At 64.2% G+C, this 19866-nt stretch carries 18 protein-coding genes; 6 read left to right on the top strand and 12 right to left on the bottom strand.

What is annotated here, in order from left to right:
• The first annotated feature begins 98 nt into the window (after positions 1-98).
• Positions 99-1010, top strand: coding sequence for a LysR family transcriptional regulator (locus tag EP380_RS06045; protein ID WP_106569748.1), 912 nt, complete (start codon positions 99-101; stop codon positions 1008-1010).
• A 6-nt stretch (positions 1011-1016) separates the two neighbouring features.
• On the opposite strand, the gene EP380_RS06040 is transcribed toward EP380_RS06045, so the two are convergent.
• Genes EP380_RS06040 through EP380_RS06030 form a run of 3 tightly spaced genes read right to left on the bottom strand, consistent with a single transcriptional unit; the run spans position 1017 to position 3927 of the window.
• Positions 1017-1925, bottom strand: coding sequence for an alpha/beta hydrolase (locus EP380_RS06040; protein ID WP_127597368.1), 909 nt, complete (start codon positions 1923-1925; stop codon positions 1017-1019).
• Complete coding sequence (locus EP380_RS06035) at positions 1922-2710, bottom strand: alpha/beta fold hydrolase (RefSeq protein ID WP_106569750.1); 789 nt, start codon at positions 2708-2710, stop codon at positions 1922-1924. The genes EP380_RS06040 and EP380_RS06035 overlap by 4 nt, the downstream gene beginning before the upstream one ends.
• 59 nt (positions 2711-2769) lie before the next feature.
• Positions 2770-3927 (bottom strand): FAD-dependent oxidoreductase, encoded by a 1158-nt coding sequence (locus tag EP380_RS06030; protein ID WP_127597365.1) that lies wholly within the window; start codon positions 3925-3927, stop codon positions 2770-2772.
• 190 nt (positions 3928-4117) lie between these two features.
• On the opposite strand from EP380_RS06030, the gene EP380_RS06025 reads away from it, so the two are divergent.
• Positions 4118-5062 (top strand): LysR family transcriptional regulator, encoded by a 945-nt coding sequence (locus EP380_RS06025; RefSeq protein ID WP_127597363.1) that lies wholly within the window; start codon positions 4118-4120, stop codon positions 5060-5062.
• 175 nt (positions 5063-5237) lie between these two features.
• A complete protein-coding gene (locus tag EP380_RS06020; protein ID WP_106569753.1) occupies positions 5238-6419 on the top strand; it encodes an ABC transporter substrate-binding protein in 1182 nt (393 codons plus the stop codon).
• Positions 6420-6630: 211 nt separating this feature from the next.
• Here EP380_RS06020 and EP380_RS06015 read toward each other — a convergent pair whose 3' ends face one another.
• From EP380_RS06015 to EP380_RS05985, 7 genes are all read right to left on the bottom strand, one after another.
• Positions 6631-7713 (bottom strand): NAD/NADP octopine/nopaline dehydrogenase family protein, encoded by a 1083-nt coding sequence (locus EP380_RS06015; protein ID WP_127597361.1) that lies wholly within the window; start codon positions 7711-7713, stop codon positions 6631-6633.
• Positions 7714-7737: 24 nt separating this feature from the next.
• Positions 7738-8820, bottom strand: a complete 1083-nt coding sequence (locus tag EP380_RS06010) for a hypothetical protein (protein WP_127597359.1) — start codon at positions 8818-8820, stop codon at positions 7738-7740.
• A gap of 16 nt (positions 8821-8836) precedes the next feature.
• The gene (locus EP380_RS06005; RefSeq protein WP_127597357.1) at positions 8837-9973 is read right to left on the bottom strand and encodes a M24 family metallopeptidase; all 1137 of its coding nucleotides are present in this window, start codon (positions 9971-9973) and stop codon (positions 8837-8839) included.
• An 11-nt stretch (positions 9974-9984) separates the two neighbouring features.
• Positions 9985-11145, bottom strand: a complete 1161-nt coding sequence (locus EP380_RS06000) for a mandelate racemase/muconate lactonizing enzyme family protein (protein ID WP_106569757.1) — start codon at positions 11143-11145, stop codon at positions 9985-9987.
• 95 nt (positions 11146-11240) lie between these two features.
• On the bottom strand, positions 11241-12725 hold the full coding sequence (locus EP380_RS05995) for a tripartite tricarboxylate transporter permease (RefSeq protein ID WP_238719746.1): 1485 nt from the start codon (positions 12723-12725) through the stop codon (positions 11241-11243).
• 7 nt (positions 12726-12732) lie between these two features.
• Positions 12733-13299, bottom strand: a complete 567-nt coding sequence (locus EP380_RS05990) for a tripartite tricarboxylate transporter TctB family protein (protein ID WP_127597356.1) — start codon at positions 13297-13299, stop codon at positions 12733-12735.
• Positions 13296-14267, bottom strand: coding sequence for a Bug family tripartite tricarboxylate transporter substrate binding protein (locus EP380_RS05985; RefSeq protein ID WP_164749770.1), 972 nt, complete (start codon positions 14265-14267; stop codon positions 13296-13298). The genes EP380_RS05990 and EP380_RS05985 overlap by 4 nt, the downstream gene beginning before the upstream one ends.
• A 272-nt stretch (positions 14268-14539) precedes the next feature.
• On the opposite strand from EP380_RS05985, the gene EP380_RS05980 reads away from it, so the two are divergent.
• Complete coding sequence (locus EP380_RS05980) at positions 14540-15211, top strand: aspartate/glutamate racemase family protein (protein ID WP_106569760.1); 672 nt, start codon at positions 14540-14542, stop codon at positions 15209-15211.
• 64 nt (positions 15212-15275) lie between these two features.
• Here EP380_RS05980 and EP380_RS05975 read toward each other — a convergent pair whose 3' ends face one another.
• Together EP380_RS05975 and EP380_RS05970 are read right to left on the bottom strand one after the other, a co-directional pair.
• The gene (locus tag EP380_RS05975) at positions 15276-15626 is read right to left on the bottom strand and encodes a RidA family protein (RefSeq protein WP_106569761.1); all 351 of its coding nucleotides are present in this window, start codon (positions 15624-15626) and stop codon (positions 15276-15278) included.
• Positions 15619-16797 (bottom strand): alpha-hydroxy acid oxidase, encoded by a 1179-nt coding sequence (locus EP380_RS05970; RefSeq protein WP_127597353.1) that lies wholly within the window; start codon positions 16795-16797, stop codon positions 15619-15621. The genes EP380_RS05975 and EP380_RS05970 overlap by 8 nt, the downstream gene beginning before the upstream one ends.
• A 182-nt stretch (positions 16798-16979) precedes the next feature.
• On the opposite strand from EP380_RS05970, the gene EP380_RS05965 reads away from it, so the two are divergent.
• Both EP380_RS05965 and EP380_RS05960 read left to right on the top strand, forming a co-directional pair.
• Positions 16980-17720, top strand: a complete 741-nt coding sequence (locus tag EP380_RS05965; protein WP_127597351.1) for a GntR family transcriptional regulator — start codon at positions 16980-16982, stop codon at positions 17718-17720.
• A gap of 388 nt (positions 17721-18108) precedes the next feature.
• A complete protein-coding gene (locus EP380_RS05960; RefSeq protein WP_164749769.1) occupies positions 18109-19836 on the top strand; it encodes a gamma-glutamyltransferase family protein in 1728 nt (575 codons plus the stop codon).
• Positions 19837-19866: the final 30 nt, after the last annotated feature.

Below are 19866 nucleotides of genomic sequence, written 5' to 3'. Positions count from 1 at the left end.
CCCAGAACGGTTGTCGGGATCAGCAAACACCCGGGCTATCTATATGGCAATCTTGATTTATCGTATTAATTGATCGGAACTTCGTATATATAAACCCGATGAAAGTGACCGTCAGACAAATCGAGAGTTTTCTGGGCGTGGCCGAGGCCGGTAATTTCTCCCGTGCCTCGCGTCGTCTGAGCGTCGCGCAACCGGCGCTTTCGCAGGCGGTCAAGGATCTCGAAGCCGAGCTCGGCGTCAGGCTTTTCGACCGCACGACGCGGCGTGTCGAACTGACTGAGGCCGGACGGGAGTTCCGCAGTTCAGCCGGCAAGGCGCTGGAGGACCTGCAGCTTGCCGTTAGCCGCACCCGCGACCTCGCCGAACGGCGACGCGGGCGCATTCGGGTCGCCGCACCGCCGCTGCTGGCGGCCGTGGTCCTGCCCTACGCGATCGCCGCCTTCCGCGAACGCCATCCCGGCATCACCGTGGAACTGGTGGATGTCGGCACCGAACAGATCGTCGAGGCAGTGGTGTCGGGCCGCGCCGATTGCGGCCTCGGGACCTTTCCGCCCGGCGAGGACGGCATCGAGCGGGTGACGCTGATGCGCGATACGTTGATGCTGTTTTGTGGCTATCAGAGCCCGTTCTACGCGGCCACGACCGTGCGCTGGCACGAACTCGGCGGCCATCCCCTGATCACGCTGACCCGCGACAGCGGCATCCGGCTGCTGGTCGAGGTCGGTTTCGAGACCGTGCAACTGCCGATGAAACCCGCCTACGAGGTCACCCACATCACGACGGCGCTGGCGCTGGCGGAGGCCGGGCTCGGGATTTCGGTGCTGCCGACCTACGCGCTGGTAGCCGCCCGCCACCACAAGGTCGCCGGCAAGCTTCTGGTCGATCCCGGCATCGCGCGCGAGGTGGTGCTAATCCATGCCAGCGGCCGCTCGGTTTCGCCGGCCGTGTCGGCCTTCAGCACGGTCCTGCGCCGCTACGCGCAAAAACTCACCCCGCGCGAGACGAACTGAGCGCGTCTACCCCCCGGCGATCAGGTTGCGCAGGATATGCGACAACACGCTGTCATCGTCGGCGAGATCGAGCACGACGTCGAAATGGTTGCGATCCCGCACCTGCGTCAAGCTCGACGCAAACCCCGCCGCCTGCCACAACGCATGATAGGCGCGCGATTGACGACCGAAGCCGTCCGGTTCGTCCGAGGCAAACGCAACGGCGATCGGACAACCCGTGGACGGCAGATGCTCGGCCGGGCTGAGCGCGACGACGTCTTGCGGCGAAAGCCGGATCCATTCCTGCACAAAGGACCGGGCGATCGGCGCCAGGTGAAACAGGCCGCTGATCGGCAAGGCGCCTTTGACGACCTGCGGCGGCAAGGCGAGGCCCTCCTGCCAGCCATCGGCAAGAACGGCGCCGGTCAGATGTCCGCCGGCCGAACTGCCGCCGACAAATATCCGTTGCGGGTCGACGCCGAAATTCGCGCCGCGCCGCCACAGGAAGGCAACCGCCGCCCGTACCTCGCGCACGATCTCGGCCAGCGACACGGCCGGCGCCAGCCGGTAGTCGAGAACGGCGGTGGCGATGCCGTGGCGTCCCAGCATCGGCGCCATGAAGGCCGAATCCGCCTTGGACAGCGCCCGCCAGTACCCGCCATGGATGAACAGGAAGACCGGCCGCAATCGCTCGCCGGGCACGGCTGCGCCGAAAATATCAAGCGCTTGGCCGCTCTCTTCGTCATAGACGAGGTCGAGCGCCATACCGGGCATGGCGCGCGCGGGCTCCGACAGAGCGCGATAGCGCTGCATTTCGTGCTCGAAACGCTCCGGCGAGACGCTCGCGCGGGCGTTGTAGTCACCATCGAGGCGCGCGCGCGGAAAACCGGCTTCCGCCCGCAGCGCCTCCAGGATCGAGGCCGCCTGCCCGGTCATGCGAGAAAGGCGCGGACCGCGTCCGCGACGGCGCGCGGTTGCTCGAGAGTCGGGAAATGGGTCTTGCCCTCAAGCTTGTTGGGCACGAACCAGGGGTGGCTCGCCGCGAAATCGCGTTGTGCCTGCAGATAGTCCGCTTCGAAGGGCTGCGAGAAAATGTGCGTGATCGGACGGGTCTGCGCCAGTGCGTTCATCCGCAACATCGGATTGCCCCATTTGCGATAGGCTTTCGCGATCTCACGACCCGAGCGCGCCCACATCTCGTAGTCGAACCCCGCCATCTCGTTATTGACGTGGTCGACAATGTCCTGATTGTCAGTGTCGCCGATCCAGCGGTTGAAAAAATCCTTGCGACCGCTCTCCCAGTTCCGCCGATCCTGGATGTCGTCGATCATGGCAAAAAAGGACTCGTCCGGGCTGATCATGATCCAGTCGATCACCACGCTGCGCGGCACGCGTTCGGCGCCCATACGATCGGCGAACTCGATATTCGCCCATCCGCCATGCGACGTCGAAACGGGTACGACCCGCTCCAGGCCGAGCTTTTCGGCGAACGCGACGACGTCGGCGGCCTGCTCGTCGATGGTGAAGTCGCCGTCATAGGTCCGGTCCTCGCCATGGCCGCGCCAGTCGAAACGAATGACGCGATGGGTGCGCGCGAGTTCCGGGGCAAGGTGCTTGAACAGGCGGTGGTCTTGGCACCAACCCGAAAGAAGAAGAAGCGCCTCGCCCTCGCCCGTGTCGTCGTAGCTGAACGGATTAGCGCCAATTTCAATGGTCTTCATGTCGTTTTCCCCGGCAGATCCAGTGTGGCAATCGATCGCGCTTCCGCGGCGCGGCGCGCTCAGATCGCTTCAGCCGTGCCAGTCGGCACGTGCAAGGCCGTCTTCAAGCGCTGCATGGCGAGTTCGCGCGAACGGCCGGTAATGGTCAGCACTTGCGAGCGCAGCGCATCCGGCCAGTAATTCATGTCGCCCTGGCGCTCGGACTGTTCCTGGGTGTGCTCGGTCAGGGGACGTTCGCGCGCCTCCCAGGCCTCGAGCGCGGCGGGAATGTCTGGCGCATCGGCGACGGCGGCGGCCAGACCGATGCCGTTCATCAGCGCGCAGCCGCCGCCCTGGCCGAGATAAGGCGGCATGGCATGGGCACCGTCGCCCAGAACGGCGGCGCGGCCCTTGCTCCAGCGCTTGAGTTTCACCACCTCGAACGCGTCCCAGCGTCCAGAGTCGTCGAACCGCGCGACGAGGGAGGCCAGATGCGGAAAGGAGTCCGTCCAAAGCTCCCGGTCGGCGGGCACGGCCATCGCCGCCTCGTCATCCGAGGCACAACATAGCGCGACGTAGAGTTCGGTGGCGCTTGCAGGGGTGTAGAGGATGCGACGGCTGCCGGAGAAATGCTCGATATATTTGTCTCGGTCGGCCGAGGCCACGTCGCCGTCGGCGCGCGGGATCAGCATGCGGATCGCCCCGTAACCGAGATGCTTGCGATACATCAACAGGTCGAGCGAATCGCGCACGGCCGAGTTGATGCCGTCGGCGCCGACCACGAGATCGGCTGGGCGCCGGGTGCCGTCGGCCAGCAACAGCGTCCCGTCCGGCGCGGCCCCGACCGCCTCCGACGCGGTGCGGATTTCGACGCCGCCGGCGCGGCACACATTGATCAGCGAACGGGTCAGCGTTTCGCGCAGGATGGTGATCAGCCGCGCATTGCCGGGGCGGTTGATCGGGATCTCCTCCATGATCTTGTTGTCGTGGTCGCGGGTCTCGAACAGCGGCCCGACATGGGCATCGGCGGTCGCTTCGTCGTAAGCGCCGAGTGCCTTGAGCACCCTGAGACCATTGCTCCAGATGTAAATGCCCGCCCCGAAGGTGCGCAGGTCGGGAGCCCGCTCGTGAACCGTCACGTCCCATCCGCGCGCCGAAAGCGCAGCGGCGACGGTCAGTCCTCCAATTCCCGCGCCGGCGATCTCCGCCCGACGGCGACGGTCGTTGCCCTTGGCCATTGTCGATCGTCCATTCTGCGTGTCGGCGCCCCCAAAGCGGATGCGGTCCGCGTTCAGGCAGCATCGGGCACCTGGTTTGTTCCGTTCGGTGGGAAAACTTCCAGTTTCGTGCTATTCGCACAATTGAATTATAGAGAATATGATATGATTCTTATGAATATCAAATTCCGACGACAGGGATCCGCGCGCCATGAAACTTCTCGCCAGCCGTCTCAAGATCCGCCATCTTCGCATGGTGGTGGCGATCGTCGACGAGGGCAATCTGGTCGGTGCCGCCAAGCGGCTCAACATGACGCAGTCGGCCGTGACCAAGGCGCTTCAGGAGCTTGAGGCGCTGACGGGATCAAAACTGTTCGACCGCACCAATCGCGGCGTCGTGGCTACGATCTTCGGCGAAACCCTAGCCGAGCACGCGCGCTTCATCATCACCCAGCTCACGCATGCCGAGGAGCATCTGGCCGACCTGCGCGACGGCACCGGCGGGCGCATCGCCATCGGCACGCTGCTGTCGGCTTCAGCCGAACTGCTGCCGGGCGCGATCGCGCGTCTGCGCCGAGAACGGCCCCGCATCGTGATACGCATCGTGGAAGGAACCGGCGACGTCCTGGTGCCGGCGCTGCGCAGCGGCGAGCTCGATCTGGTGGTCGGGCGCCTGTCGGAGCATCGCGAACGCCAGGACGTGATCCAGGAAACCTTGATGGACGACATGGCCTGCGTGGTCGCGCGCCGCGGCCATCCGCTCGCCGAGCGCGACAAGCTCGCCCTGACAGACCTGATCGGATGGGACTGGATTTTGCCGCCCCAGGAGACCAGCCTGCGCCGGCAGATCGACATCGCCTTTCGCCAGGAAGGGCTGGAGCCGCCGGCCCACGCTGTGGAATCGGTGTCGCTGCTGACCAATCGCGGCCTGCTGGTCAACGCCGACTATCTCGGCGTCCTGCCCATTCAGGCGGCGCGGCGCGAGACGGCGTCCGGCGTCATGAGCATCCTGCCGGTGTCGCTCGGCGCTACCAGTCGCTCGATCGGCATCACCACACGGGCCAATGCGCGTCTGTCACCGGCCGCCAAGGAACTGATCGAAACGCTGCGTCTCGTGGCCGCCGACCTGACGACGGCCGGATTGCAGTCGGGTTGACGGATCGGCAATTCGGCAAAATCAACTATTCTTTCAAGTTATACCCAACTGAGCAATTTTCCCTTTACGGCCACCCCGTTTGCGCCAAGCCTTCCGAACGAAGCCGCCGGGAGGCCGCATCGAACGGCCCTGCCCGAAACGGCAGCGGACCTTGTGTTCACGTGGGGAGCAATCAATGACCTTCAAAGCCCTTGCCGTTGCGACGGCATTTACTCTAGCAGCGCTGGGTGGCGCCCAAGCCGCCGATCCGATCCGGATCGGTATGATCACCACCTTGTCCGGCCCGGCGGGTTATCTCGGCCAGGACATCCGCGACGGTTTCGAACTGGCGATCGAGACGAATGGCGGCACGCTCGGCGGCGCAGCGGTGGAACTCGTCGTCGAAGATGACGGGCTCAAGCCCGGCAATGCGCGCCAGATTGCCGAAAAGCTGCTTGCCGACGACGTCAAGCTGTTTACCGGCATCGTGTTCGCCAATGTGGCCTTCGCCGCGGTTCCGGAAATCCTGGACAACGGCGCCGTTTATGTCAGCCCGAATACGGCCTCTTCCACCTTCGCCGGCGATGAATGCCATCCGAACTACTTCGTCAGTTCCTGGCAGGACGACAGTCAGGGCGAAAGCGCCGGCGCCCTGGCGCAGTCGCTCGGTTACAAGAAAGCGTTTCTGATCGCGCCGAACTACCAGGCCGGCAAGGAGACGATGGTCGCCTTCAAGCGGTTCTATAAGGGCGAGATCGTCGGCGAGATCTATACCGGGCTCGACCAGACGGACTTCGCCGCCGAGATGGCGCAGATCCGGGCCGCCAAGCCGGACGTGGTCTACGAGTTCGAACCCGGCGGGCTCGGCATCGCCTTCATGCGCCAATACCAGCAGGCGGGCCTGCTCAAGGAAATCCCGATGGTCGTCCATCCCGCGTCGCTCGACCACGTCATCGTCGGCGCCGTCGGCGAGGCCGCCGAGGGTCTGCAGGTGACCAGCCACTGGAACGACGATTTCGACAATCCGATCAACAAGGCCTTCATGGCCGCCTGGCGGGAAAAATACGGCGACCGACCCGCGACCTATTACGCCGCCCAGGGCTATGACGCAGCCCTTTTGATCGCGGCCGGGCTCGAAGGCAGCGCTTCGGGCGTCGACGACGTGGCCGCGTTCCGCACCGCGCTGCTTGGCGCCGACATTCCCTCGGTGCGCGGGTCCTTCGAATTCGGTCCCAACCAGCACCCGGTGCAGGACTGGTACGCGCTGAAGGCGGTCAAGACCGAAGACGGCAAGATGACGCTGAAGACGGACAGCAAGGTGCTGAGCGGACATGGCGACAGCTACGCCGGTGAATGCGAGATGCCGGCCGCCGAATAGGGCTTGCCGCGCCGGGCGCACATGTGCGTGCAAAAGACGGGAAGGCCGGAGCGGAAACGCCCCGGCCTTCTTTCGTGCGCTGGCTCAAGAGACAAATCACGATGGACGACCAGCCGGCAGTCCTTGTGGAAAACGTCCTACCTCGATGCCGGCAAGGCCTGAACGACCGGCTTTTCCTTGCCCAGTTTCCGGCCGCAAATGCCACGGCGTATCAGGTTGAGGCAACTCCGACGCGGGCGAGAAGCGCATCGCGCGAACAGCCGACGAGCCCCATCTCGGCCGCGCCCCGTGTCGCGACCTCGCCCCTGCCCCGCGCGATCGTGCACAGCGCGATCAGGGCGTCGGCCACCGGCGTCGCCACACCGGAAATCCGCGCGATCACCGTGAAGGGAACGAGCCCGTGTCCGAAATCCTCGACATAATAACGGTGATCGAGCGTGTCGGGCGCCTTGATCAGCCGATTGGCGGCCCCCGAGGCGATCGCGCGGTAATCGCCAGGGTCGGCATCGGCGGGAACCGTGCCGAGCGCGCGCATCTCGCCGATGACGGTGGGAAGCGTGTGCCCAAAGGCGGCCGCAACCGCGATCCGCTCGGCGTCGAGCGCGCGCATCACATGCATGACACCCGGCGTCATGCCCTGGACATAGAAGGTGAAGTCGCCGCCGGTCGCTTCCGTCCATGACGCGCCGAGCATGGCACCGGGGGGATGGACGATCATGTTGACGTTGCTCAGGCCGGTGGCGATGATGTCGCCGCTGTCATAGGCGCCGGGAAAGAGCGCGCAGGCCAAGTCGAGCGCAGCGCGGCCCGACGGCAGCGAGGCTGCGCGCAGCGCCTTTGCTCGACCGGTGATATTGACGACATCTGGCCGTGGCTTGCGCGCGACATAAGCGAGCGTGGAGAACTCGGCGAGCGGAGGAAGCTCGCCGCGAACGGCGTGGTAGGCGGTCTCGAACTCGAACACGCCGCCCGTATGGCCGGGATTGAGGATTATGGGTCGCGTGGCGCCCCAGCCCGCCGCGGCAAGCGCGCGGGCGACCGCACTGTGCGCGTAGACCGGCAAGGCCACGACCGCCGCTTCGACATCGCCGATCGCCGCGGCAAGGTCGCTGGTCAGGCCGGAGGGACGCAACCGCCCCTCGCCGAGCACCCCCGCAAAACCTATTCCCTCGCGCAAGAACGGCTCGATCGTGGACGCCGAGCGGGCATAAAGACAGACCTCATGGCCTGCCAGGCTCAGTTCGACGGCGGCGGCGGCACCGCCATTTCCCGCACCAATCACCAGAATGCGCATAGCTTTCTCCCGCTTGCCGGCGTCTCAACCGCCCAGCCGCTGGCGCAGGCGCGAAAGCGCCTCGGCCGCCGCCTCGACATCATCAACCGCAAAACCCTCGGCGATCTCGGCGCTATAGGGCCGGATCATCTCCGTGGCCTTTGGCGAATAAACCACGCGGCCGTCGCGAACGCTGACGCCATCCTTGTCCTCGAATTGCAGGTTCCAGGCGACCGCCTCGTCGCGGCCGATGCCTGAGGGCAGATCGAGTCGGACGCCGTCGACGTCGACGGCGACCGGGTAGCCGCCCGGCAGCCCCATCGGACCCGGCACATGCGCGCGGCGCGCGCCCTCGCCCGCCAATGCGAGCAGCACCGGTACGGAGCTCGCCGCCGAAACCAGGTTGAGATCGCGATAGGGAAGCTGGATGTCGCGCGTCATGGCGTCAACATCCTCGATCTCGGCCTCGCCGATCCAGGCGCGAACCGGCGCGCCGTCGCGCTGGCCGGGCGGCTTACGCCACTCGACAACGTGGCGATGATGGCCAAGGACCCGAAGCGCGGGACGCTCGGCAAGCGGCAGACGCCCGCCGATCATGGCCGAAAAGATGCCGATATTGCCCACGCCCGTGGCCATCGGCATCCCGGCCGCGGCGAGCACTTGGTTGACGCCGTCGGGATAGCAGGTATTGACGAAATGCGCTTTAAGGCCGGCCTGCCTGAGCGCGCCCGCGGTGCGCCACGCCAACAGCGCGTGAAAGGCAATCGTCATGCCGAAACCGGCGCGGGCGACGAGGTCGGACCATTCGCTTTCGCCGTTGTCGACACTCCAAGGCGATTGCGCGGAGGCCGACTGGACGACCACTTTGGGATCAAGCCTACGCAGCGGCTCGACCAACGTGTCGCGCGCGGTCGCGTCAAGTTGCACGCTATCGAAAGTGACGGACGTGCCGTAAATGGCCGCCCGTGCACGACAGGCGTCGAGCAGCCATTTCATGCGGGCTGGATTGCGCCCGCCGATCGCCACCCGCAGGTCGCTCGCCGCCGTCGCGGCAATGTCGGCCAACATGATTTCGGTGAAATAGCCGGTCCCACAAAACAGGATGTCGCAGCGCTGGTGCCGCTCCATGGTCGCTTCCTCCAGATTAGCCGATACGGATCAGCGTGTCGGTGTTTGTGTAGTCGGACAAAAGCGTCGCGCCATCACCCGTCACATGCAGCACGTCCTTGTTCTGAACGCCGAAACCGTATCCCGTGCGGTAGCACAGCGGCTCGAAGCCCAGCACCATGTCCTGTTCGATCCGGGCATCGCCGCCCGGAGCGCCCAGGATCGGCGTCTCGCCGATGTAAGGGTCTTCATGAAGATGCAGACCGATGCCATGGCCGACGAAGGAGATCGGAGGCAGGTTCATGGTTTCCAGGCGCGCGATAAAATCTCGATACACATCGAGGCAGCTCGCGCCTGGCCGGATTTGGTCCAGGATCGCGTATTTGCACTCGACCATCAGCCGCCAGATATCTTCGGCCATCGGCGGGGCTTCCTGCACATAGGCGGTCCGGCATACGCCGGCCTGATAACCGCCGATGACAGAGAATATCTCGACCCGGCAGACGTCGCCGCGCTGAAGCTTGCGGGCCGTGGGGCCGACATTCGGAAGCTGGCTGCGCTCGCCGGTCGCCACGATCAACAGCTTGAAATTCTCAGCGCCGAGCTCGTAGGTGCGCCGGGTCAGAACGGCGGCGATGTCGAGTTCCGTGTCACCGGCGCGCACGGCGGCTAGACTATCGGCGATCGCCTGGTCGGCGATGCGCGACAGACGCCGGATCAGCGTCACCTCCTCCGGGGTCTTGATCTGGCGCAGACGCGACAAATCCTTTTCCACCCCGACCAGGCGGGCGTGCGGCAAAAACCCGGCGAGACGGGCGAAATCGCCGGCGGGCAGATAGTCGAGTTCGAGCCCGAGACATGCCCTGGCGAGCCCCATACCCTCAAGGGTGGAGGCCAGCACCTGCATGGGGTCGTCACTGAACTCGCGCCAGACGCTGAGCGAGGTGTCGGGCGCCTCGCGCCTGACGGTCGTCTCTTCCATATCCACGCAGAACAGTCCCGGCGTGCCGCCGGCCGGCACGATCGCCATGGCATGGCGATGACGCATCAACGGCTGGGACGGGGCGACGAAACCGGCCACGTAACCGAAATTCTCCGGGGAACTGGTGATGACGGCATCAAGCGAGCGGTCTTTCATCAGACCCTGGAGCTTGTCGAGAATTGCCTGGCGCATGGGAACTGACCTCAGGAAGCGACGCGATAGGTTTCGATCTTGTTCTCGTCGATCTCGACGCCCATGCCGGGGCCGGTCGGCACGCGAATGCCGCCATCGGTGAATTCGAGCGGCGTGGCGATGAGGTCGTCAGCATAGTAGATGCCGCCGACACGACCGTTCTGATGTTCTGCCGGCATCGAAACCGGGATAACATTGGACAAAGTGGCGGCGGGCGCGGCGGCGGCGAGATGGATGTTGGCGAGATTGCCGACGCCGGTTTCCACCGACCCGTTGACGTTGCAAGCAATGCCCGCCGCCTCGCAGACCGCTGAAACCTTCATCGCCTGGTAGAGCCCGCCGGGCTTGGTGGTGTAGATCGAAACGATCTGGGCGGCGCGCTGCTCGACGATCTGCAGCGCGTCATGCGCGTTCCAGGCGGATTCGTCGGCCATGACCGGCGCGTCGATGGCAGCGGCCACGGTTGCAAGGCGCTCGATCCCCATGACCGGCTGCTCGACATAGATCAACCGGCTCGCCTCCATGCGGCGCACGGTCTGGATCGCCTGACCTGGCGTGACATAGCCCTCGTTGGCGTCCACGCACAGCGCGATGTCCGGGCCGACGGCCGCACGGATCGCCTCCACGATCGCAACGTCGCGGTCGGGATCGACACCGACCTTGATCTTGATGGTGCGGATGCCGTCGGCGACCACCTTCTTGACCTCTGCCACCGCCTCATCGAGGCCCAAAAGACCGATCGAATGGGTTACGGGTACGACGGGCCGCAGCAGGCCGCCCAACAGCGCATGCACCGGAACGCCGAGCACCCGCCCGGTCAGGTCGTAATAGGCAAAGTCGAGCGCCGCCTTGGCATAGGGATACCCCTTGACCTGGGCATCCATGCGCCGGTGCAATTCGGCGGGATTGGCGATCGCCAAGCCGGTGACGGCCGGCGCCAGATAGCGCGAAATCACCGTCTCCACAATCGCCGTGCTCTCGCTGAAATAGCGGCCGAACTCGCCGCCCCAATCCCTGAGCGCAGGCGCCTCACCCCAGCCGACGGTGCCGTCGGTGCCGGTCATGCGCACCAAGAGATACTGGCCAATCGGCTCGGTGAGTCCGGTCCATTTGTGCACACGCCGGGTCGGCAGACGCACAAGCACCGTCTCGATTGCCGCGATCTCCACCATCGTTCAGCTCCATTCCAAATTTTGCAATCTCATAATGTGATCACATTTACAATGTCAACGTATCCGGACGAAAAAGCTCTTGTTTGTCAGGTATTTCATGTTGGGGTTAAGCGCTGCCGCAGAGCCGTGATCAGGGGAAAGGCGATGATCAGAACCGTCACAGCCAGCATCGCCGCGCAGATCGGACGGGTCAGAAACACACTCCAGTCCCCATAGACGATCATGGTCCGGCGCAGGTTCTCCTCCAGAACCGGTCCCAAAACGAGGCCGAACATGATCGGCGCGGTCGGGACACCGACCTTGGCGAGCAGGTAGCCGGCACCGCCGAAGAAGATCATCAGCAAAACGTCGAACAGCGCATTCTGGACCGCGTAGGATCCTGTCACGCACAGGATCAGGACCCCGACATGCAGGATACGCGGGGGAACGCTCAACAGCCGCGCGAAGACCCGCATCAGCGGCAGGGCGAGCAGGAAAGTCACCAGCACTGTGAGCGCCAGGGCGACATAGATTGAGGCGATGAAATCGGGATGTTCGACGAACAGATCCGGTCCCGGCCGCAGGCCATGGACGAGCAGCGCTCCGATCAGAACGGCGGTCATGGTATCGCCCGGAATGCCGAGCGTGATCAGGGGAATGAGCGCGCCGCCGACACAGGCGTTGTTGCCCGCCTCGGCCGCCACGATGCCGCGCGGATTGCCGTCCCCGAACGTCTCGCGCTTACCAAACAGCTTCTTTTCCTGGGCGTAGGAGATCGAGACCGCCACCGCCGACCCGGCGGCGGGAATGATCCCCACCAGAAGACCGATGGCGGAGGACCGGATCGCGGTCCCGAACCTGGCCGCAATCTGCCCGATGGATGGCCAGAGACTGACGATGCGGCTGGCGCTGCGATCGCTGTCGAGTGGCTTTTCCAGGAGCCGCAACACCTCGGCCAGACCGAAAATGCCGACCGCGAACGGAATGATGTTGATGCCGCCTTGCAGACGATGAATGCCGAAATCGAACCGCGACAGATTGGTCACCACGTCAAGGCCGACCATGCCAAGCGCCAGGCCGAGAATGCCTGACATAATGCCGAGATAGGTCGAGCCCGGCGACGCATAGGCCAGCATCGACAGGCCGAACACCATGATGACCGCATATTCCGGGCTCTGAAAGGCAAAGGCCGCCTCGGCGAGGATCGGCGCGAACAACATCAGGCCGACAATGCCGAACAGACCTCCGATCGTGGAAGCCATCAGCGCATAGGTGAGCGCCTGGCCCGCGTCGCCGCGGCGCGCCATCGGATAGCCGTCGAGCTGGGTGACCATCGAGCCCGGCGTTCCGGGAATGTTGAGCAAAATGGCCGAGATCGAACCGCCATAAACACTGCCGTAGAACGCACCGATCAGGAAGATCATCGCCACATGCGGCGACATGGAAAAGGAAAATGGCAGCAACACCGCCAGCGTCATGGTCGAACTGATGCCGGGCAGCGCGCCGAGGATGATACCGAGCAGCGTCGCGCAGACGCCGAGCCCGAGCAACCAGGGGCTGGTGAGAACCTCCAGCGCCAATGTCGAGAATTCTGTCAGCATGATGCTTTCATGGGAGCGGCACCTGGATGCCGTGGCGGAAAATCAGATAGACGCCGACAGCGAGCGCCACGCCCTCGGCCGGCAATTGCACGACATGGCGGGCGCAAAGCCCCTCGCCCGAACGCCAATGCAGGATCACGACCCAGACGATCGCGAAGGCGATGCTCGCCGACAGAAACCCGAACGGTCGCAGCGCGGCCTGGTAGGCCACGAGCGAGAGCAGCATCAGCCCCGGCATCCAAAGCCGAGCCGGCGAAAACCCGCCGTCGGCTGCACGGAAGCCGCCATGCACGAGAGCGCGGCGCAGCACGATCAGTATATGGCCGACGCCCCCGATCAGCAGGACGGTGAGCGCAATCCACGGCACGAAACCAGGTCCCGGATCGGAGCCGGTGCGTCCGAGTTCCAGATATTCGTTGTTGGCAAGGCTGGTCATGCCCACCAGCGCTATCCCGGCGAAGGCGCCCCCCGCAAGAAGCTCGGCAAGCGCCGGGCGACGTTCTTCGTCGCCGCCCGCAGCCTGGCCCGCTTTGTGCCGGCGCGCCGGTTTTCCGGTTGCGCCCGCCCGGCTCATTTCTGGCGGACTTTTACGAGGCCGGCCTCGAGCAGAACCGGATACATGTCCTCGTCCATCTTTTGCAGGAAGGCGGTCGCGTCGGCCGATCCCAGCGGCGCGATCGAAAAGCCGGCCGCGGTCGCCCGCTTCTTGAAGTCCTCATCGCCGAGGGCCGCCATGATCGCGGCTTCCAGCTTCGCGACGACCTCGTCCGGCGTCTCGGCCGGGACGACGATGGCGCGGACCGTACCGGTCACCAGCGGGAAACCCGCTTCGGTGAACGTGGGAATGTCGGGGGCCAGAAAATGCCGCTCGGCACCGGCCACGGCCAGGATCGTCACCTCGCCGGCCTTGTGCTGGGCGATCAAATCGGTGACCGAGGGCGTGGCGGTCTGGGTCTCGCCGGACATGATGGCCTGCACCACCGGCGCCGACCCCTGATAGGGCACGAGGGTCAGGTCGATGCCGAGCGCGATTTCCATCAGCGAAGCCGCCACGAAGGCCGTACCGCCGGCTTGGTCGTTGGCATTGCGCAGCTTGCCCGGCTCCGCCTTGCCTTCGGCGACCAGTTGCTCGAGCGTCTTAATGCCGGTGTCCTTGCCGGCCGCGATGATCGCAGGATCGACGCCGATGAAGGCGACGACCTTGTACTGGTCCAGCGTCGGCGAATTGGGGTTGCCGTATTGCTCGGCAATGAAACCGGTAGCGACCATGCTCATCGTGTAGCCGTCGGGCGGGCTCTCGGCGACCTCGCGCAGGCCGAGCGAACCGCCGGCGCCCGGCTTGTTCACAACCACTACGGGCTGACCGAGCGACCCGGTCGCGCCTTCCGCGATCATGCGCATTAAAGTGTCGCTGCCGCCACCGGCCGGCCACGGCACGACAAGCGTAACGGGCTTGTCCGGGAACGCGGCGGCGGTGCCGACCCCGGCCAGCCCGAGCATGGCTACCGACAGGGCAAGCGCGGCAAATCTCTTCAGTTTCATCAGATCCTCTCCCATTTTGGCTATCTACTAGGAATAGCATTTCATGATTGCATTTTGTGATGACACTTTTCGATTTGCAAGAGCGAAAGTTGAGCGCGTGCGCTCGAATCGGCCGCGCCGCCTTGCGCGCCACCGGCTTGACGTTGCAATTTTTCCCATTAATGATCTCAATACGTGATCACAAAATCTGAATGCCGGTCGAGTGCCGGCGAGGAGTATTCATGCGCATATGTGACATCGTTCCGGTTCGTTCGCCAAAGGTCATTGCGGGAATGCGCAAGCAGCGGACAGTTTGGGAACGCACGGGCGTCGAGATCGAGGTTCGCGCGGTCGAGCAGGGCCCCTACTCGATGGAGTTCGCGACCGAAGAAGTGCTGGCCGGTCCGCACGTTCTCAAGGAAGTCCGCCGCGCCGAGCAGGACGGCTTCGACGCCGTCGTGCTCGACTGCATGGTCGATCCCGTTCTGCGAGCCGCCCGCGAGACGGTTTCGATCCCGGTCATGGCGCCGGGGCAATCAGGGCTGGCGGTGGCGAGCGTGCTCGGCAAGCGCATTTCGGTGATCGGGATGCGCAACGGCCGCCAGCATCTAGAAGAGCATATTCGCGCCTATGGCTATGCCGACACGGTCGTGTCTATGCACGCCGTCGACGTTCCACCGGCCGAACTGATCGAGAGCAAGGCACATTGCCTGCCTACGATCGAGTTCGAGATACGCCGAGCGATCGAGGACCACCGGGCCGAGGTGATCCTGTTCGGCTGCACGGCCATGTCCGGCTACATCAACGATCTGAAGACACGCGTTGGCGTGCCGATCGTCGAACCCATGGCCTGTGCGATCAACATGGCGATCGCCCTGGTGACCATGAGCCTGTCGCATTCCAAATTGTGCTACGAAAGCCTGCCCAAACGCAGCAGGGCACCGGGCAGCATCGACATTATCTGAAGCACCGTCCGGCAAGATAAGAGGCACGGAGCGCACGGCTGGGCCCGCGCGCTCCATTTACCCGTCACACGGCCGCCTGGACCTGCATCTCGACACGCAGCGCGGGGCTGGCGAGACTGGCCTGCACGCAAGCACGCACCGGTTGCCGCCCCTCGACGACCCAATCATCGTAAACGGCGTTCATCGCCTCGAAATCCGCGATATCGCTCAGCCAGATCATCACCTGGATGACGTTTTCTTTCGACGTGCCAGCCTCTGCCAGAAGCCGATCGATCTGACCCAGAACGTCGCGCGTCTGACCGGCGATGTCGGGCGGGCCGTTCCGCGACGTGACGCCCTTGAGATAGACGGTGCCGTTGTGCATGACCGCCGCACTCATGCGCGCGGTGCCGGGGATCCTGTGAAGTTCAGCCATCGTGTCGTTCTCCTTGCAGCGAGGTGGACGGGAGGCGCGCGACCGACGCGCGATCGAGTTCGCATAACGTATTCCAGCCGCCGATCGTCATGGCGTTGCGCATTTCCTGTTCGAGAATGTCGAGAACCGCCTCGACCCCCCTCGCCCCTGCGACGGCCAGGCCCCACAGATGCGCCCGGCCGATGACGCAGGCATGGGCGCCGAGCGCCACCGCCTTGACGATGTCCGTGCCTCTGGAGATGCCGCCGTCGAGCAGCACCGGAACACGGCCGCCGACCGCCTCGACGACGGCCGGCAGGGCATCGATACTGGCAAGCGTGCCGTCGAGCTGGCGGCCGCCATGATTGGAAACCTGCACGGCGTCGGCACCGCGTTCAACCGCCTCACGCGCATCGCGCGGATCGAGAACGCCCTTGACGACGAGAGGCCCCTGCCATTGCTCGCGCAACCAGGAAAAATCGTCCCAGGTCACGTCCGGATCGAGTACGGAGGAGATATAGGCGGCCATGTCGACCATGTTGCCGGTCGAGCGACCGGCGAAATTCTGCATCGCAAAACGCGGCGCGCGCGCCATTCGCAGCCACCAACGATAATGCCACACGACGTCGATCAGGGTGGCCGGGGTCAGCTTGCGGTCAATGGAAAACCCGTTGCGGCTGTCGCGATCGCGCCGGCCGTGCACGGGCGCATCGGTCGTCACACAGATGGCGCGGTACCCGGCCGCGCGCGCGCGCTCGAGAAATTCCAGCGTCAGCCCGCGATCGCGATAGAGGAAAAGCTGGAGCCATTTATCACCGTCCGACGCGACTGCGATGTCCTCCATGGATTGCAGGGAACCGGCCGAAACCTGCATGACGATCCCCTTGGCCGCCGCCGCCCGGGCCGTTTCGGCCTCGCCGAATGGCCACAGCAGGCCGGACGCGCCGGTGGGAGCGAGCATAAGCGGAAACGAAAGGGTGCTGCCGAAAAGATCGCGCCGCAACGACACCTGCGCACTGGAGCGAAAACTGCGTCCGCGCAGCCACCAGTCTCCGAAACCTGCCCGATTGCGGGAAACGGTCTGCTCATCGAGCGCACCGCCGGCGACAAAATCATAGAGCATACGCGGAAGAGCGCGCTCTGCGGCCGCCCGGTAGTCCATGACGTTGATGAGACCTTTGTGGACCGGCATGCCAAGGCTCTCCTCACTATTTTCTTGCGGCCCGCCACCAGGATGGTGAACCTGCCACCGAAACCCGCCGCCTCGGTCGCCTGGGGGTTTTACCCGGCGAAGCCAAGCTGGTATAATGATCTCAAAGTGTCATCACAATAGCCGAAACGACAGATGGCCAAATTCGCTTTCAGGAGACAGGCATGACACGGACGACGCCGGCAGAAACGGACACGAAGACGGTCAAACCGTCAGGGCGCGGCAAGGTTCAGGACAGGGTTCTGACCAGCCTGCGCTACGGCCTGATGTCGGGTCTGTTCGTGCCCGGGCAGGTGTTCAGCCTGCGAAAGCTAGCCGCCAGCCTGGGAACGAGCCCCATGCCAATTCGCGAAAGCCTCAGCCGACTGGTCGCCGCCAACGCGCTCGAGGAACTCCCGAACCGCTCGGTGCGGGTGCCGCGGCTGAATGCGACAAGCCTGTCACAACTGTTTGAGATGCGCACCCTGATCGAGGGCGTGGCGACGCGTGTCGCCTGCGAGAAGGTGACCGACGAGTTGCTGGAGAAACTGGAACGGCTCAACCAATCGATTATAGAGGCCCACGGCCAAGGCGACATGGCCGAGGTGCTGCGCGCCAACCAAAAATTCCACTTCGCCATCTACGGCCATGCCGATTCCGACATCATGATGCCGCTGATCGAATCGCTTTGGCTGCGCAGCGGCCCGACCATGTACTACTCCCTCAACTCGCCGGGTCTGTGGGACGCGAGCTCGCATGTGAAGATCCTCGACGCCATGGACGCCAGAGCGCCCGAGGAGGCGCGGGCGGCAATGGTCGAGGATATTCTCAAGACCGGCGACTACCTCGTCGAGAAGGCCAGCACACGAACCAATTCCGGCCCGTTCGCCGATCTCGGCACGCTCGCGGCCGACGACATGACCTGACGCGTCGGCCGGGCCGACAACGCGGCCAGCAAGGCCAAGCGCCGGGTTTTTGACCCGCTTCCCACCGATCAGCAGATCGGCGAATGGCTGCGCTTATCCAAATAAAATAAATATAAAATCGATCAATTTTGCTCCACCGAAGCAAATCAACTTGTACTTAAAAAATATCCATTGAAAATAATGCATATAAAACGAACAAAAAATCAAATAACAACACCCTAACTCTCGATCCAAAGCATAAAAATCAAAAACTTATTTGCCTTTTTCAAGCCTGGATCAATGGAATTTCGGAACTGGCCAATTCGGTCGCGCTTGTATCGATTGGTTGACGCTGCGTAATGCGCGGATGCCATCGTCGTGTCCCGGCGTCGGCCAGTTGGAGGAACCAATGAACGCAATCGTTAGAAAACCAATGTCGGGCGCGTTGGCGGCCGGCGCGTTGCTGGCGGGAACTATGTTCGCCGTGCCCGCATTCGCTTTGGACCAAGCCGTGGTCGCCCCGCGCGCCATGGTGGTGGCCGGACATCCGCTCGCGGTCGAATCCGGCATCAAGGCCATGCGCGCAGGCGGCACGGCGTGCGACGCCTTCGTGGCCGCATCCGCGACGCTGAGCCTGATGCTGACCGACATGATGGGTCCGCTCGGCTCGGGCTACGCGCTGGTGCACACGCCGAACGGCGACAACAAGAAGGTCCAGGCGGTCGACTACAACGGCCTCGCCCCCGCAGCGACCGACCCGGCCAAATACGAAACGATGGAACACAAGCGGCGCGGCATTCTAGCCCCGACGGTACCCGGCGCCCTCAAGGGCTGGGAGGAAGTGCACCAGAAATGCGGCAAGCTGCCGTGGGCGGATTTGTGGGTCGATGCCATCGGCTACGCGGAAGACGGCTGGCCGTTCGACCCGGCGACGGCGTTCCACGTCAAGCGCCATATCCCCGAACTGGCCCCCTACCCGACCTGGGGCGAGGAATTTCTGGTCGACGGCGTAGCACCACCCGCGGGCTATATGCTCAAGCGGCCAGATCTGGCGGCCACCTATCGCAAATTCGCGGAGATGGGATCGGCCGCGCTCTATGACGGCCCGGTTGGCGATCAACTCGTCGCCTTCATGGAGCAGGAAGGCGGTCTGATCACCAAGCAGGATCTGGCCGACTACAGCGTGAAGTGGTCGGAGCCGATCACGATCGACTATCGTGGCTATACGGTCTACGGCAATCCGCCGTCATCCTCTTCCATCACCTGGATGGAGATTCTCAATACGCTCAAGGGCTACGACCTCGCATCGATGGAGCGCAACTCGCCGGAATATTTGCGGCTGTTCATCGAGGCGACCAAATACGCCTATCAGCATGCCTACCAGTATAATGGCGATCCGGCCTTCGTCGACGTCCCGGTGGACCGTCTGTTGTCCGACGAGGCGGCCGAGGATATTCGCAAGGCGATCGGCGACAGCGGCGTGCGCGAGTTCAAGCCCGTCGATCACGCCTCGCTTCACCAGCCTGACTGGCCGAATCACTCGACCTCGCACATCGTGATCCGCGACGAAGAAGGCAACTCGATCTCGGCCACCAATACGCTCGGCACGTTTTTCGGCGCGGGCATGGTCGTGGAAGGCACCGGCCTGGTGCTGAGCAACGGCATGGACTGGTTCGACATTGATGTGAATATCTGGACCGGCGAGAAGCCGGGCGTGCTGGGCATGGAGCCGGGCAAACGCAACCGCTGGACGTTGTCTCCGGGCATGATCTTCCAGGGCGACAAGCTCTACATGCTCGTTGGTGGTGCCGGCGCGGAAGCCACGATGTGGGGCATCGCCCAGCCGATCGTGAACGCGATCGACTTCAAGATGGATCCGCAACAAGCACTCGACGAGCCGCGTTTCCGCTACGGCGACATCTACCACTACACCGGCGGAACCTCGATCGGCCTCGATCCCGGTTTCGCGCCCGACACTCGCGCCGCGCTGATCGCAATGGGATACGAAGTGGACGAGCCCGGCACCTTCTCCAACCCCTCGCGCGGCACCACGCAGATGATGATCATCGACCCGGAAAGCGGGGCGTTGTGGGGTGGCGCAGCACCCAATGGCCGCGACTTCGTCAGCGGCTATTGAGGCAAAGACCGACAGCTGGGCGGCCTGACC

The organism is Nitratireductor alexandrii (genome assembly GCF_004000215.1).
Lineage (GTDB): Bacteria > Pseudomonadota > Alphaproteobacteria > Rhizobiales > Rhizobiaceae > Mangrovimarina > Mangrovimarina alexandrii.
The sequence above is the reverse complement of the archived record's forward strand: the minus strand, read 5'-3'. Positions and strand labels throughout refer to the sequence as shown.

Excerpts from the sequence above, each read along its gene's own strand:
- EP380_RS06045 (WP_106569748.1), top strand. The coding sequence starts at position 99 with ATGAAAGTGACCGTCAGACAAATCGAGAGTTTTCTGGGCGTGGCCGAG.
- EP380_RS06040 (WP_127597368.1), bottom strand. The coding sequence starts at position 1,925 with ATGACCGGGCAGGCGGCCTCGATCCTGGAGGCGCTGCGGGCGGAAGCC.
- EP380_RS06035 (WP_106569750.1), bottom strand. The coding sequence starts at position 2,710 with ATGAAGACCATTGAAATTGGCGCTAATCCGTTCAGCTACGACGACACG.
- EP380_RS06030 (WP_127597365.1), bottom strand. The coding sequence starts at position 3,927 with ATGGCCAAGGGCAACGACCGTCGCCGTCGGGCGGAGATCGCCGGCGCG.
- EP380_RS06025 (WP_127597363.1), top strand. The coding sequence starts at position 4,118 with ATGAAACTTCTCGCCAGCCGTCTCAAGATCCGCCATCTTCGCATGGTG.
- EP380_RS06020 (WP_106569753.1), top strand. The coding sequence starts at position 5,238 with ATGACCTTCAAAGCCCTTGCCGTTGCGACGGCATTTACTCTAGCAGCG.
- EP380_RS06015 (WP_127597361.1), bottom strand. The coding sequence starts at position 7,713 with ATGCGCATTCTGGTGATTGGTGCGGGAAATGGCGGTGCCGCCGCCGCC.
- EP380_RS06010 (WP_127597359.1), bottom strand. The coding sequence starts at position 8,820 with ATGGAGCGGCACCAGCGCTGCGACATCCTGTTTTGTGGGACCGGCTAT.
- EP380_RS06005 (WP_127597357.1), bottom strand. The coding sequence starts at position 9,973 with ATGCGCCAGGCAATTCTCGACAAGCTCCAGGGTCTGATGAAAGACCGC.
- EP380_RS06000 (WP_106569757.1), bottom strand. The coding sequence starts at position 11,145 with ATGGTGGAGATCGCGGCAATCGAGACGGTGCTTGTGCGTCTGCCGACC.
- EP380_RS05995 (WP_238719746.1), bottom strand. The coding sequence starts at position 12,725 with ATGCTGACAGAATTCTCGACATTGGCGCTGGAGGTTCTCACCAGCCCC.
- EP380_RS05990 (WP_127597356.1), bottom strand. The coding sequence starts at position 13,299 with ATGAGCCGGGCGGGCGCAACCGGAAAACCGGCGCGCCGGCACAAAGCG.
- EP380_RS05985 (WP_164749770.1), bottom strand. The coding sequence starts at position 14,267 with ATGAAACTGAAGAGATTTGCCGCGCTTGCCCTGTCGGTAGCCATGCTC.
- EP380_RS05980 (WP_106569760.1), top strand. The coding sequence starts at position 14,540 with ATGCGCAAGCAGCGGACAGTTTGGGAACGCACGGGCGTCGAGATCGAG.
- EP380_RS05975 (WP_106569761.1), bottom strand. The coding sequence starts at position 15,626 with ATGGCTGAACTTCACAGGATCCCCGGCACCGCGCGCATGAGTGCGGCG.
- EP380_RS05970 (WP_127597353.1), bottom strand. The coding sequence starts at position 16,797 with ATGCCGGTCCACAAAGGTCTCATCAACGTCATGGACTACCGGGCGGCC.
- EP380_RS05965 (WP_127597351.1), top strand. The coding sequence starts at position 16,980 with ATGACACGGACGACGCCGGCAGAAACGGACACGAAGACGGTCAAACCG.
- EP380_RS05960 (WP_164749769.1), top strand. The coding sequence starts at position 18,109 with ATGAACGCAATCGTTAGAAAACCAATGTCGGGCGCGTTGGCGGCCGGC.